12 protein-coding genes are annotated in these 14,201 nt (G+C 74.5%); all 12 read left to right on the plus strand.

Going from position 1 to position 14,201, the window contains the following annotated elements; translation table 11 throughout:
* The first annotated feature begins 2 nt into the window (after positions 1–2).
* Positions 3–1,169, plus strand: coding sequence for a CIS tube protein (locus CCZ27_RS07855; protein WP_096447089.1), 1,167 nt, complete (start codon positions 3–5; stop codon positions 1,167–1,169).
* Positions 1,170–1,195: 26 nt separating this feature from the next.
* Positions 1,196–1,369, plus strand: coding sequence for a hypothetical protein (locus CCZ27_RS23405; RefSeq protein WP_157748488.1), 174 nt, complete (start codon positions 1,196–1,198; stop codon positions 1,367–1,369).
* Positions 1,370–1,453: 84 nt separating this feature from the next.
* Positions 1,454–2,539 carry a phage late control D family protein gene (locus CCZ27_RS07860; protein ID WP_096447091.1) on the plus strand — a complete coding sequence of 362 codons (1,086 nt, stop codon included), beginning with the start codon at positions 1,454–1,456 and terminating at the stop codon, positions 2,537–2,539.
* Positions 2,539–3,225 carry a phage baseplate assembly protein V gene (locus CCZ27_RS07865; protein WP_096447093.1) on the plus strand — a complete coding sequence of 229 codons (687 nt, stop codon included), beginning with the start codon at positions 2,539–2,541 and terminating at the stop codon, positions 3,223–3,225. The genes CCZ27_RS07860 and CCZ27_RS07865 overlap by 1 nt, the downstream gene beginning before the upstream one ends.
* Positions 3,225–4,988, plus strand: a complete 1,764-nt coding sequence (locus CCZ27_RS07870) for a hypothetical protein (protein ID WP_157748489.1) — start codon at positions 3,225–3,227, stop codon at positions 4,986–4,988. Before CCZ27_RS07865 ends, CCZ27_RS07870 begins: the two co-directional genes overlap by 1 nt.
* Positions 4,989–5,067: 79 nt before the next feature.
* Positions 5,068–5,469, plus strand: a complete 402-nt coding sequence (locus CCZ27_RS07875) for a GPW/gp25 family protein (RefSeq protein ID WP_096447097.1) — start codon at positions 5,068–5,070, stop codon at positions 5,467–5,469.
* A gap of 1 nt (position 5,470) precedes the next feature.
* Positions 5,471–7,774, plus strand: coding sequence for a putative baseplate assembly protein (locus tag CCZ27_RS07880; protein WP_096447099.1), 2,304 nt, complete (start codon positions 5,471–5,473; stop codon positions 7,772–7,774).
* Entirely contained in the window at positions 7,774–10,338 is a 2,565-nt protein-coding gene (locus tag CCZ27_RS07885) for a phage tail protein (RefSeq protein ID WP_096447101.1), read from the plus strand. The genes CCZ27_RS07880 and CCZ27_RS07885 overlap by 1 nt, the downstream gene beginning before the upstream one ends.
* A 39-nt stretch (positions 10,339–10,377) precedes the next feature.
* Entirely contained in the window at positions 10,378–10,695 is a 318-nt protein-coding gene (locus CCZ27_RS07890) for a hypothetical protein (RefSeq protein WP_096447103.1), read from the plus strand.
* 13 nt (positions 10,696–10,708) lie between these two features.
* Positions 10,709–11,101, plus strand: coding sequence for a hypothetical protein (locus CCZ27_RS07895; RefSeq protein WP_096447105.1), 393 nt, complete (start codon positions 10,709–10,711; stop codon positions 11,099–11,101).
* A complete protein-coding gene (locus CCZ27_RS07900) occupies positions 11,098–12,087 on the plus strand; it encodes a hypothetical protein (protein ID WP_096447107.1) in 990 nt (329 codons plus the stop codon). Before CCZ27_RS07895 ends, CCZ27_RS07900 begins: the two co-directional genes overlap by 4 nt.
* A 42-nt stretch (positions 12,088–12,129) precedes the next feature.
* The gene (locus CCZ27_RS07905) at positions 12,130–14,196 is read left to right on the plus strand and encodes a hypothetical protein (RefSeq protein ID WP_096447109.1); all 2,067 of its coding nucleotides are present in this window, start codon (positions 12,130–12,132) and stop codon (positions 14,194–14,196) included.
* Positions 14,197–14,201: the final 5 nt, after the last annotated feature.

Below are 14,201 nucleotides of genomic sequence, written 5' to 3' on the forward strand. Positions count from 1 at the left end.
CGATGCCCGAACTGCCCGAAGACCTCGCCGATGCGCCCGCCACCTTCGAGACCCTGACCGGCCCCAGGGTCAAGGTCGAGGTGCATTTCAACCCGGCCAGCCTGCAGTACCAGGTGAGCAACACGCTGAAGGAAGAAGGCAAGGGGGCGAAGAAGAAGCAGTACGTCAGCCAGACCACGGCCAAGCTGACGATGGACCTGGTGTTCGACACCACCGACACCGGCGAGGACGTACGCATCGCCACCAGGAAGATGGCGCAGATGCTGCAGCCGGTCGCCGAGGGCAGCAGCAAGTTCGTGCCGCCGACGGTGAAGTTCGCGTGGGGCGCCTATTCCTTCACCGGCCTGGTCGAGCAGTACAAGGAGACCATCGACTTCTTCGCCGCCGGCGGCCTGCCGCTGCGCGCGTCGATCAACCTGACGCTGGCCAGCCAGGACAAGGTGTTCGACATCGGCACCAGCGACAGGAAGGCCAGCGTAGACGACGACATCACGCCCGAGGCGGTGGTCGTGCCCGACGACGGTGGCCCGGTCGGCGGCCCGCAGGGGCTGGCCAATTCGCTCGGCGCGCCGCGCGCCGCGCGCGGCATCGCCGCCGCCAACGGCGCCTCCAGCCTGCGCTTCGGCAGCGGGGCGGGGCTGGCCGTCGGCGCCTCGGCGAACGTTGGCTTTTCCGCAGGGGCTTCGGTGGGCGCCGGTTTCTCGGCGGGCATCGATGCGTCGGCGGGGGCGGGCATTTCCGCCGGGGCCTCGGCCGGTGCCGGCTTCGGCGCGGGGGCCGGGGGCGATGCCCACCTGCTGCCCGCGGCCGCCTTCGCCGCGGGCGGCGGTGGGGGGATCGGCCTGGGTGGCGGTGCGGGAGCGGGCGCCGGCCTGTCGGTGGGCGGCGGCATCGGTGCGGGTGCGGGCGTTTCGATCGGCGCGGGTGCCGGGGCCTCGGGTGCGGGCGGCTTCTCCGCCAGCGCCGGTGCGAGCGCCGGATTTTCCGGCCTGCGCAGGGAAACGACGGTGTCCACCCACGCCTTGTCGACCGGCATGCTGCTCCAACCGGCGGTCTCCGGCTCCGCCAGGGGCTCGGTCGCGGCGGGCGGGCGCCTGATCGACGACGGTGGCAGCGGCTTGAAGGCCGATGTCGGCGCCGAGGCCGATTTCGTCATCGGCATCCGCTGACGAGGGTTTCGACGAAGGACGAAGACATGGCGATCACGATCGAAGAGATGCAGGCGGAAGTCACGCCCGAACGCGAGGCACCGGCGCAGCCGTCGCCGAGCGGCGCCTCCGACGGCGCGCGGGAGGCGGAACTCATGGAGCGCATCGCGCGCGAGCAGCGCGTGCGCGACGAGCGCATGCAGCGGGTGGCGGCCGACTGACGGCGCCACCCGCCCGGGACACAGGGCGGCCCGCCACGGCGGGCCGGCATGGACGGAACTTTCTTTCCACGGGAGCAGCGGAACATGTCCGAAACCTCGGTCAGCCAGCAGGCGGTGTATCGCGCGCGGCCGACGCTGCGCCTGGCCGGGCAGGCCGATGAGCGGGTGTCGGAACTGCTGATCTCGATGTGCATCACCGAGGCGGAGGGCGGCATGAGCACGGCCGAACTGCGCCTCTCGAACTGGGTGAGCACCCCGGGCGGCGCCGAGAGCGGCTTCGAGGACGGCTCGCGGCTGGCGCTCGGCACCGCCATCGAAGTCTATGCCGGCGACGAGACGCAGCCGCGCGAGATCTTCCGCGGCGTCGTCAGCGCGCTGGAGGCGGAGTTCGGCCAGGGCACGCCGCCCGAACTGACGGTGATGGCCGAAGACCCGCTGGCCAGGGCCCGCATGGCCCGCCGCAGCAAGGTCTACGCCGACATGGCGCCCGCCGAGGTGGTGCGCCAGGTAGCGAACGAACTCGGCCTGCGGCCCGCGGTGCAGGGGCTCGATGCCCCGGTCGCGACCTGGGCGCAGCTCAACGAAAGCGATCTCGCCTTCCTGCGCCGGCTGGCCGGCCGCTTCGACGGCGACCTGCAGATCGTCGGCGACGAACTGCAGGTGTCGCCGCGCGGGGACGTGCGCCGCGGCGAAATCGCGCTGGAGATGCACGGCCAGCTCGCCCGCGCGCGCGTCGTCGCCGATCTGGCCCACCAGGTGACGACGCTCACCACGGGCGGATGGGACCCCGCCGGCGGCAGCGCCGTCGCCGGCGAGGCGACGCGCCTCACCCACGGCGGCCCTGGCAGCGGCACCAGCGGCGGCGACTGGCTGGCCCGTGCGCTGGACGAGCGCGCCGAACACCTCGGCCACCTCGCGGTGAGCACCGATGCCGAGGCGCAGGCGATCGCCGAGGCGGCGTTCGACCGCCGGGCGCGCCGCTTCGTGCGGCTGGAAGGGGTGGCGGAGGGGAATCCGCAACTGCGCGTCGGCACCCATGTGGCGGTCAGCGGCATGTCGGCGCGCTTCGACAACACCTATTACGTGGTCGAGGCCCGCCACCGCTACGACGTGCATGCCGGCTACCGCACCGAATTCGTCGGCGAATGCGCCTACCTGGGGGGCCGCTGATGGACCGCGCACCGCACTTCGAGCGCAGCGCCGGCTGGCTGCAGGCGGCCTATCTCGCACGGGTGGTCTCCATCGACGACCCCGAGAGCCGCAACCGCGTGCAGGTGCGGCTGTATGCCTTCGACGGCGCCGACGGGCAGGACGCGCCGCTGTGGGCGCGCGTCGTATGCCCCTTCGCCGGGGCGGACCGCGGCGCCTTCTTCATGCCCGACGTCGACGACGAGGTGCTGGTGGTGTTCGTGCAGGGCGACCCGCGCCATCCGCTGGTGGTGGGCGGGCTCTGGAGCGGCGCCAATGCAGCGCCGGCCTCGCTGTCGGGCGGCAGCAACCAGCACAAGCGCATCCGCTCGAAGAACGGCGTCGTCGTCACGCTCGACGACCAGCAGGGCCAGGAGAAGCTGGTGCTGGAAACCCCGGGCGGACAGAAGATGACGCTGTCCGACGGCCCGGGCAAGGTGCGCATCGAGGACAGCAACGGCAACAGCGTGGTGCTGGAATCCAGCGGCATCACGGTCACGGCGGCCGCGCAGGTCAAGGTGGAGGCGGCCAACGTCAAGGTGAGCGCCGGCATGGTCACCGTGGACACGGCGATGGCCAAGTTTTCCGGCGTCGTCAAATGCGAGGTGCTGATCGCGACTTCGGTGGTCGGCACCAGCTACACGCCCGGAGCGGGGAACGTATGGTGATGCACCACGACATCGTACTGCGTGCGCCGCGCGGCCTCGCCGACGACGGCGCGCCCGCCATCCTGCAGCGCAGCGACGAGGATTTCGTCGAGGCGGTGCTGGCCGCGCTGCGCGACGCGGACGGCCGCGCCGCGCTGCGCGCCGATCTGGCGAAGGAAGCCGCCGTGGCGGCCGGCACCGACACCGGCAGGCGGGCGCGCAAGGACGCGCGCTCTGCGATCCGTTCCCTGCTCGGGCTGGACGGCCGGCGCGAGGCCGCGGGGGGCGGAACGCCCGCGCCGGCGGCCGCAGGCGGGTCCGTCGCCGAACTCGCCGAGAAGATCCGCGACAGCGCCGGGCGTTCCCGGGTGCTGAAGCTGTTCCAGCCCATACAGCGCCAGTTCCACCTCGCGGTGATCGAGGCGCATTGCCTCGCGCCGGGCAATCCGCGGCTCGACCCCGACAAGGTGGAGGGTGCCGGACTGGTGATCCGGCGGCTGCGGCGGGACGCCGGCGGCGGCGAAGTGAAGCAGGGCTGGATGCGCGCCGGCGAGCAACTGCGCGGCTGGGCGCGGGTGGAGGCCGATGCCGCCGACACGCGCTACGACCCCGAGGCCGCGCGGCGGCTGGCGCGCCCGGCCACCGGCCAGCCGGTGCTGGACCGCACGGTCGCCGCGCTGCTCGGCGAGGCCGAGGAGGCGCTGCTGTCCGAGCATGTGGTGCCGATGTTCGTCGCGCCGCCGGACGTGTGCCGCGCCGCCGGGCGCACCTTCTTCTATGGCCTGGTGCCGACCACCAGCAGCGAGCGCGCCGGGGGCGGGGCGCCGGCTTTCGACGCCGCCGGCTTCGGCCCGGAATCCGCCGATTTCCGCGCTCATCTGGCCGGCCCGCTGCGCGGCCTGGCCGACGGTTTTCCGCGCGCCGGCGCGGTACTCACGCCCGGGCTCGCCACGATCGCCCAGCCGGCGTCGGCGGGCGACGGCGACCATTCGAGCATGAAGCGCCTGCTGCTGCTGCTGCGCCAGCTCGCGATCGAGTTCGATGCCTTCGGCGGCGACGCCGACGGCGAGGCGCTGGTGGCGGTGCTCAACCGCATCGGCCTGCCGCTGCTCGGCGACGACGGCCTGCCCTCCGGCCTCACCACGCCGGCGGGCGACTTCCTCGCCGTGGCCAGCCGCGTCCTGCTCGACGGCGAGGCGGTGGCGAACCCGCCGGCGATGCCCCTGGGCTGGCCGGCGCTGGACAGGGACACGACCGCCGCGCTGGCGAGCGCGCTGTCGGTGACGCTGATGAACCGCTTCGAAGCGGTGGCCGGCACCGCCGGACGCTACGACGACCCCGATGCGCGCTACGTGCTGCGCGCCTTCGTGCGCCTGAAGCCGGACGGGCGCTGCCCGGCGCGCACGGTGTGGAGCGCCTACAGCCCCGCCTTCGTGATCGCGCCCTGGTACGAGGGCGGCGGCGCGCCGCCGGTGCAGGTGGCGCTGCCCGATCCGACCGACAAGGACATGCTGAAGAAGCTGAAGCCCAACGTCGCCTTCACCGTGCCGCCCTCGCTGCACGACCTGCTGGCGGGCGACCCGCAGGACCTGCTCGACGGCAAGAAGCCGGCCGGCAGCGGCCTCGCGCTGGGCTGGATCTGCAGCTTCAACATTCCGATCATCACGATCTGCGCCTTCATCGTGCTGAACATCTTCCTGTCGCTGTTCGACCTGTTCTTCCGCTGGATGATGTTCATCAAGATCTGCATTCCCTTCCCGAAGAAGGGCGGAGGTGAGGAATGAGCGCCCCCGCACGGCCGCCCGAAGGGGGTGCTCTCCCTCCCGTGGGGAGGGTGTCGCGCAGCGACGGGAGGGTAGTCCAATGAGCGCCGACGGCCTGCCCCGCCCCCTGATCGGCTGGCCGCTGTTCGCGGTGCCCGATGCCGACGGCCGCCTCGGCTGGCCCGAGCTGGAAACCAGCGTGCGCCAGTCCATCCGCATCATCCTCAGCACGCGGCCCGGCGAGCAGTTGATGCGGCCGGAATTCGGCGCCGGGCTGGACCGGCTGCTGCACGAGCCCAACAACCTCGGCACACGCCGCCAGATCCGCGACTGGGTCATGGAGTCGCTGGAGCGCTGGGAGCGCCGCATCGTGCTCGACCGCGTGGAGGTGCTCGAGGTGCCCGGCGAGCCCGCCGACCTGCGGGTCGAGATCGCCTACCGCCTGGCGCGCACCGGCATGCCCGCGGCGCTGGCCGTGACTGTCCGACTGGAGGAAGGCTAGCATGCCCATCCTGCCCCCCCGTCTCGACGACCGCAGTTTCGACGACCTGCTCGACGACCTGCTGGCCCGCATCCCGGCCCATACGCCGGAATGGACCAACCCGCGCCTGGGCGATCCCGGCCGCACGCTGCTCGAACTGTTCGCCTGGCTGGGCGATGCGCTGCTGTACCGCGCCAACCTGATCCCCGAGCGCCAGCGGCTGGTGTTCCTGAAGCTGCTGGGCCAGGGGCTGCGCCCGGCGCAGCCGGCGCGCGGCATCGTCGGGCTGGCCTTCGCGCAGCCCACCGAACTGGCTGGCGCGACGCTGGCCGCGGGCGCGCGCATCAAGGCGCCGGTGCCGTTCGAGACGCTGAGCGAGACCACCGTGCTGCCGGTCACCGCCGAGGCTTACTACAAGCGCCCGCTGCCCGAGGCGGACCGGCTGCGCATGGCCGAGGTGCTGAGCGGGCTGCAGCGGGTGCACGGGATCGCCGACGAAGTCAGCGGCTACCTCTCCACCGCACTGTTCGAGGGCGGCCAGGCCGCTGGAGCGGGCGTGGACGTGTTCGCCGACAGCGTGGACCGCGCCCTGTGGCTGGCGCTGCTGGCGCCGGTGGCGGCGCAGCCCGAACGGCAGCCCGCGGCCAACGCCGCAGCCCGCGCCGCGCTCGGCGGCGGCGACAGCGGCGCGGCGGCGCTGCTGTCGGTGGGCGTGGTGCCGGCGATCGCCGCGCCGGCGCTGTTCGAGGAGATCGGTCCGCGCGCCCGTGTGCCGGTGCTGTGGGAGGTGGTGACCGCGGCGGCCAACGGCCTGGATGCCGACTACCTGACGGTGGAACCGCTGCCGGGCGACGCCTACGACACCACCGCCGGCCTGACCCGGCCGGGCGTGCTGCGCCTGCCGATGCCCGACGAAAGCCTGATCTTCGCCCCGGTCAACGACGTCGGCGAGAACCCGCGCGCCGGCGTGGCGGACAACCCGCCGCGCATCGACGACGCCGAGCGCGCGGCGCGCCTCGTCGGCTGGCTGCGGCTGCGGCCCAGGCCGGGCAGCGGGGTTGGCAGCCTGCGCCTGTCCTGGGTGGGCGTGAATGCGGTCGAGGTGGATCAGCGCGTGACGATCGCCGGCCGGGTGATCGGCGCCTCCACCGGCGCGGCCGACCAGGTGTTCCAGCTCCCGGCGGGTTCGGTCGATCCCGCCTCCCTCGTCCTGCAGGTCGAGGCGCCGGGGCGAGGCTACCAGCCATGGACGCGCGTCGACGACCTGGCCGCGATCTCGGCCGACCCGGCCGTCGCGCGCGAAGCGCCGGCCTTCGAACTCGACGCCGAGGCGGGCATCGTGCGCTTCGGCGACGGCGTGCGCGGCCGCGTACCCGAGCGCCAGATGCGCATCCGGCTGGCCAGCGGACGCTTCGGCGGCGGCCGGGCCGGCAATCTGCCGCCGGGCAGCCTGGCCGAGGTGTCGGGCGCGACGCTGGTCGGCGCGGCGCGCCCCATGCCGGCGATCAAGGCGTGGCAGCCACTGGCCACCGAAGGCGGCGAGGATGCCGAGACCCTGGCGCGCGCCGAGCAGCGCATCCCCGCGCAACTGCGGCATCGCGAGCGCGCCGTCACCGCCGAGGACTACCGCCGCCTCGCCGCCGAGACGCCCGGCACCGACGTCGGCCGCGTCGAGGTGCTGCCGCGCTTCAAGCCCCGCGAACGGCGCCCCGACGTGCCCGGCGTGGTCAGCGTGATGGTGCTGCCCGCGCGCGTGCCGGGCAAGGCGCCCAATCCGCGCCCGGACCGGCCCTTCATCGAGCGCGTGCATGCCCACCTGTCGGCGCGCACGCCGCTGGCCACCGAACTCTATGTGATCGGCTGCGAATACGTGCCGCTCGGCATCTCGGTGGCGGTCGCCATCCGCGACGGCTTTGCGCGCGAGGCGGTGCTGTACGAAGTGGGCGAGGCCCTGCGCCGCCTGCTGTGGCCGCTGCCGCCGGGCGGGCAGGCCGGCGCCGGCTGGCCGCTGGGTCGCGACGTGCGCGAGCGCGAGCTGGAAGTCGAGGTGTCGCGGGTGGCGGGCGTGGCCGAGGTGGCGGGGCTGAACCTCTTCGGCCGCGCCACGGTGGATGGCCGCGACCGCTGGTCGCTGCTCACCCGCGCCACGGCCGACGGTACGCAGACGCTGGAACTGGCCGCCTGGCAACTGCCCGAATTGCTCAGCGTGGTGGCGGTCGACGATGCCGGCGGCACGGCCGGCGCGCCGGCCGACCTTTCCGCCGTGCCGAATCCCTTCGCCGGCGACACCGCGGTGGCGGTGCCGGTGGTGCCCGAGGTGTGCTGATGGACGCCAACGGACTGCGCTTCTGGCTGCTCGCCGACGACCGCCACTGGCCGGCGCGCAGCCATGTCGACTGGCGCGGCGGCTGCCGCGCGCTGATGCTGGCCAGCGAGCGCACGCTGGGCGAACCGGCGGCCGACGCGGCAAGCATCGCCGTGTCCGCGCTGGAGCGCCTGCCGCGGGCGGTCGATCGCGAGGGTGCGACGGCGTGGTGGGACGAGGCGGCGTCGGCCATCGTCGCCCGCAGCCACCTGCCCGATACGGCGCTCACCCTGGCGCTGGCCGAACGGCCGGCCGACTTCGCCGTCGGCTACGACGACGTCCTCTACGTGGCCCTGTCCGGGCGCGTGCTGCTGCACGACCTGCGCGGCCGCTGGCCGGACGAGGTACTGCCCGCTCCCGGCTTCCAGCCCTGGCGGCTGGCGGCCGATCCGCAGGGCGGCGCCTGGCTGCTGGAACGCGCCAGCGGCCGTCTGGCGCGCCTGACGGGCTGCGTGCAGCCGGCACGCCCGGCGGCCGACTACGCGCACACCACCTTCCGCCCCGATCCGGAAAACCCCGATCCGCCCCGCCTGTTGCCCTGCGAGCGCGTGGGCTGGCCCGTGGGCGAACGCCCGCAGGCGCTGGCCGCGGGCGCCGACGGCCGCATCGTGCTGCTGAGCTGGGCCGGCGACGGAGAAAGCGGCCTGCGCCTGTTCGACGCCGCCAGCGGCGTGCTCGGCGCGCGCCAGACGCTGGCCGGCGTGCGCTTCGCCTACGCGGCCGACTGGCTGCCGGGCGGCCGCGTCGCGGTGCGCGTGCCCGGGCGGCGGGATGCGCCGGTGTTCGTGCCCCGCCTCGCGCTGGATGCCGATGCCGCCGCCGTCCTGCAGGCGGCCGGCGAGGTCCATCCGCTGGCGGCGGATGCGGAGGAGGCGCCCTTTGCCCACCGCCTCGACGATCCGCCGCGCTATCCGGCGGGCGGCAACCGGGTCGAGCCGCTGCACCGCCTGTCGCTGGCCAACCTCGCGCGGCTCGGCGAGGCCGCCAACTTCGGCGGACCGGGCACGCCGGGCCTCCACCTGATCGACGGCGGCGACCAGCGCACGGTGTGGCACCGCCTGTGCGCCGAGGCGCGCCTGCCCGCCGCATGCGGCATGGTCGTGTGGCTCGCGGCGAGCGCCGAGCCGCTGCCGCCCGCGGCGGACGACGCGGCGGCGTGGCATCCGCACCTCTTGGGCGACGTGCCGCCGCTGGCGCCCGGCCTCGTTCCCGGCGGCGTGGTGCCGGTCGGCGCGCTGCCGCGCGCGGCGTGGGAACGGCAGCCGTCCGAACTGCCCGGCCATCCCGGCCTCGGCAACTGGGGTGCGCCGCAGCCGGGCAGGGCCGGGCTATGGACGGTGCTGGTGCAGCGCCACGGCCGCCGCGTGCGCAGCCTCGCCGGCCGCTACCTGTGGGTGAGGGCGGCGTTCTTCGGCGACGGCCGCGATTCGCCCGAACTGGCGGCGCTGCGCATCTACGGCTCGCGCTTCTCGTATCGCGACCACTATCTGCCGCGGCTCTACCGCGAGACCGAGTTCGGCGCCGCGGCCGAGGCCGGGCGCCCGGACGCCCCGCAAGCGGCGACGCCGGCGGACTTCCTCGAACGCTTCCTGGGCAATGCGGAAGGCTGGCTCACCGTGCTGGAAGACCGGGTGGCCGGCGCACACCTGCTGACCGATCCCGCCCTCGCCCCGGGCGATGCGCTGGAATGGCTGGGCGGCTGGATCGGCGTCGCTTTCGACGGCGCACTGCCCGCCGCGCGGCGGCGCGACTGGCTGGCGCGCGCGGCCGAACTCGCGCGCTTCCACGGCACCCGCCGCGGCCTGCGCCTGGCGCTCGACATCGCCACCGGCGGCGGCGTGGCGGGAGGCGAGATCGTCGTGCTGGAGGGTTTTCGCATGCGGCGCCTGATGGCCACCCTGCTGGGCGTGGACCTCGAGGTGGAGGACGATCCGCTGCTGCCCGGCCTGGTGATCAGCGGCAATTCCATCGTCGGCGACACGCTGGTGCTGGGCGAGGCCGAACGGGCGGAGCTGCTGGCGCTGTTCCGCGACGAGGTCGCGAGCGAGGCCGAACGCAAGGCGGTGCTGGCCTTCTACGACAAGCTCGCGTACCGCGCCCTCGTGCTGGTGCACCAGGAGGTCGAGGCGCAGGACTTCGGCCTCATCCGGCGCATCGTCGAACTCGAATCGCCGGCGCACGTCGAGGTGCAGGTGGAGGCGGCGAGCTGGCCGCTGCTGGTGGGCATCGCCAGCCTCGTCGGTGTGGACACCTATCTCGGCCCGCCGCGCAAGCCGCAGCCGGCGCGGGCCGGCGTGTCGGACCTGGGCAACGGCGACCTCGTGCTGGGGGTCGGCAGCCTGGACCCGCGCCTCTCCGGGGCTGCGGCCGAGATCCCGCAGCCGCTGCCGCGGCCCAGGCCGGTGGCCGACGCCGGCGCGGACGTCAGCGCCGGGCACGGCGAATCCTTCCGCCTCGACGGCAGCCGTTCGGCGGCTGCGCCGGGGCGCCGCATCACCGAATACCGCTGGCGCCGCATCGATTGAAGCACTCGTGCATCACTCACCGTTGAAAGGAGCATCGACATGGCAACCTTCGTCATCAACCAGGAAGTCAAGACCGACACGCCCACCGTCGAAGTGACGGTGACCACCGACACGCCCCTGCCGCTGGGGCGGCACACCTTCCGGCTGGTGGTGGTGGACGATTCGGGCAACACGTCGATTCCCGACGAGGTGGTGGTGATCGTCGCCGACACCGGGAACCCCACGGCCGTGCTGACGGCGCCGCGCTCGGTGTCCTTCGGTTCCAGCTTCACGCTGAGCGGCGAGAAGTCCTTCGATGCCGGCGGCGGGCGGGTCACGACCTACCTGTGGACCTATCTCGGCCAGCCGCTGACCTGAGGGAGAGGGAGACATGGTCGCGTTCGTCGTCGGGCGCGCGGTCAGGACGGCCGAGCCGGTGGTGACCGTGGATGCAGGGCTGGCGGTCGGGGTGCATCGGTTCCAGCTCGAGGTGCTGACGGCAGATGGCCGGCGCAGCGCCGCGGACGTCGTGGACGTTTCGGTGCAGCGCCTGCAGATCCTGGAGCCGCTGCAGCCGGTCGTGCGGCCCACGCCCGTCGATCCGGTGATCCGCCCGGCCGTCACGATCACGCAGCCGACGACCACCGTGACTCCGGCACGGCCCGGCACCGCACCGCTCCGCACGCCGCGGGCGGGCGAACCCGGCGAGCCGCCCGATCCCTCCGCATCCACACCCGCCGCCGGGGGCAGCAAGGCCCGCGGCAAGCGCAGGAGCGCATCATGAACGGAGACCTTCGCCCGCCCGCGGACGATCCGCTTTACGGCCTGCCCGACGCGGCACGTCCGCACTACGCCACCGGCATGCTGCTGGATGCGGCGGACTTCGCCGCCGAGCAGATCTACCACCGCAACCGCCTGGCGCGCGCGCTCGCCTTCGCCAGCGGCGCCGGCGCGCGCAGGCTGCCCGAAGGCGCCGGGGAGAGCCCCGGCGCCACCGGCTTCCTCGCCGGCGGCACGCTGGCCGGGCTGCGTGTGACGCAGCGGCCGGAATCCGGCGAGCAGCCGGAGGAGATCCGCGTGGCGCCGGGGCTGGCGGTGGACCGGCTCGGCCGCCTCATCGAAGTGCCGCGGCCGGTGTGCCTGCGGCTGCAACGCTGGTTCGACGGCGAACTCGCGCGCGACGGCGGCGACGACCTGCGCCGCGCCGCGCAGGCCGACGCCGCCCGCTTCGCCAGCGCGCGGCTGAACGACGGGATCGCCGCGGGCGCGGACCCGCTGCCGGCGCGCGCGGTGGTCGTCGATGTGTTCGTGCGCTTCGTCACCTGCCGCCAGGCGCTGACCCCGGCGTTCGCGAACGGGCCGTTCGATGCCCTGGACGCGGTGGAGACCTCGCGCCTGCGCGACGCCTTCGAGGTGCACTTCGTGCCGCGCACCGACGGCCTGGACGACGATTTCGACGGCCTGCCGCTGCTCGACCGCGACCTTTCCGCGCTCGACGGCGCGGCGCGGCGCGATGCGCTGCAGGACGCGGTGCTCGACGGCTGGCCCGATCTCGCCGCGAGCGTCGGCGCCGACGGCCAGCTCGCGCCGCCGCCGGGGCACCCGCCGGGGCTGGACCCGACCGCGGTATTCCTCGCCCGCGTCTTCATCGGCGTGGAGGCGGGCGACCCGCCGGCGCGCAGCGGCGGGGCGGTGGTGGACAACGGCGGGCGCCGCTTCCTGCCGCACCTGGGCATGCTGGCCGGCGCGCTCGGCCTGGGGCTGGATTGAACCGAGACAAGCGGCGCCGCGAGGCGCCGGGGAGATGGAGCCATGGATTTGACCAAGGGACTCGCCAGGGTGAGCCTGGCCGCGGCGGAGGTTGCCGCGCTGCGCACCGCGGGCGCGCTGATCGAGGACCCGCGCCGCGAGCGTCCGCGCTACTTCGACGGCCGCTTTCTCGCCGCGCGCGACCTGATCCGCGACCAGCAGTACATCCTCACTCGCGAGGCCGATCTCGGCCAGGCCGCCGGCAGCGGCGTGGCCGCCGGGCTGGACGTGGATGCAGGCGGCGCGGGCGACCGGCTGGCCGTGTCGGCCGGCCACGGCGTCACCCCGGCGGGCGAACTCGTGCTGCTGCCGCGCGACGTCGAACTGCGGCTGGCCGACGTCCGGCGCGCGGAGCAACTGTCGGCGCGCTTCGGGCTGGGGCGCATCGCGCATCCGCCGCTGCGCAACCGCACCGGGCTCTTCGTGCTGGCGCTGCGGCCGGTGGAGTTCACCGCCGGGCCGATCGGCGCCTATCCGACCTCGATCACCGGCAAGCGCACCGTCGAGGACGGCGACATCATCGAGGCGACCGCGATCGTGCTGGTGCCGTGGGACGACGACGGCGCCGCCGATGCGCTGCAGGCGCGGCGCGGCCGCGCCGCGGCGGCGATCTTCGCCGCGGGCGGCGCAGGGGCGCTGTCGTCCAACGTGCTGCCGCTGGCCATGGTGGCCCTGCAGAACAACGTGGTGGCGTGGGTGGACGTGCCGATGGTGCGGCGCGAACTCGGCGCCGACCGTGCCGACCTGCCGGGCCTGGGCCATGCGCCGCGCGCGCTGCGGCTCGCCCACCTGCTGCAGCACCAGGCGCATCTGGCCGACGTGCTGCAGGTTGGCGGCCGCGCCTTCGCCGCCCGCGAGCAGTTCCCGGCGCTGCCCCCGGCCGGGCCGCTGCCGCCCGGTATCATCGACACGCGCGATTTCACCCAGCGCTATTTCCCGCCGGAGATGGCGGTGGATTTCTCCATCATCCCGGAGGACGAACTGCCGGCCCTGGTCGAAGAAGCATTGACGCTGCCGCCGATCGACCTCGAGGCCGACGCCGACACGCTGGAAGCCACCGCGGTGCTGATCCTGGCGCCGGTGCCGCGCAACGAATGGCGGGTGGTCAGCGGCCGGCTGGCGACGCGCACCCGGGCGCTGCGCCCGGCGGCGGTCAACCTGGTGGCGACGCGCAAGCCGCTGGAGATCCTGCAGAAGCTGCGCATCCCGCGCGTGGTGATCGCGCCGGAACCGGCCGACCCGTCGACCGCGGAATGGGCCCGGCTGGCGGCGCTGCCCGGCCTGTGGTTCGCGCGCCGGCGGAACCTGGCGTACCGGGACGAACTGGCGGGCGAGGCGGTGCGCCTGGCCTCGCTCGAGATCCGCTCCGACGTGGTGGTGAACCGCCTGCAGGCGATCGGCCTGGATACCTCCTTGAACCGCGTGCTGGAACGTGCGACGCCGCTTGCCGCAAGCGAGGCGAGCGCCCTGCTGGCGAGCCCGCGCTTTGCCGATTCGCCCGCGCTGACCGCGGCCGCGCTGTCGGAGCTGTCGAAGGCGGAGACGGTGGACCGCGCGGCGGTGCTGCGGGTGGCGGCGGACCTGTCGGCGCCCGGCGTGGGCGACGGCCTGGTGAAGCTCGAGACGGCCAGGGTGGACACGGTGCCGAGCAAGACGGCGCTGCGCGAGATCGCCGACGGCGGCGACTGGCGCGGCGCCGATACCGCCGCGGCTGCGGCGACGAAGGCGGAACTGGCGCCGCTCGCCAACAAGGTGCTGCGTCCGCAGGTGGTCCGCACGGTGGCGGCCCCCGGCGCGACGCCGGTGCCGCGCGGTACGGCAGCCGCGGCGGCCGGGTCGGCACCGGTCCCGTCGGCCGAGGTTCCGCCGGCAGCGGCGCCGGCCGGCAAGGCGGCCGGGGCGAAGGGGCGGACCGGCGCCGCGGCGAAGCGCGCCGCGGCCGAGGCACAGGCGGGGACGGCCGCGCCCGCGGCGGGCCGGCGCCGCGCAGCCCCGCCCGAGACCGGGCCGGGCGAACAGGACTCGACCTCGCCTTCCGGCCGGCGGCGCAAGCCGGCGGGCGGGAAGTGAGCGGG

The sequence above is a fragment of the Thauera sp. K11 genome, assembly GCF_002354895.1.
GTDB classification, from domain to species: Bacteria; Pseudomonadota; Gammaproteobacteria; order Burkholderiales; family Rhodocyclaceae; genus Thauera; species Thauera sinica.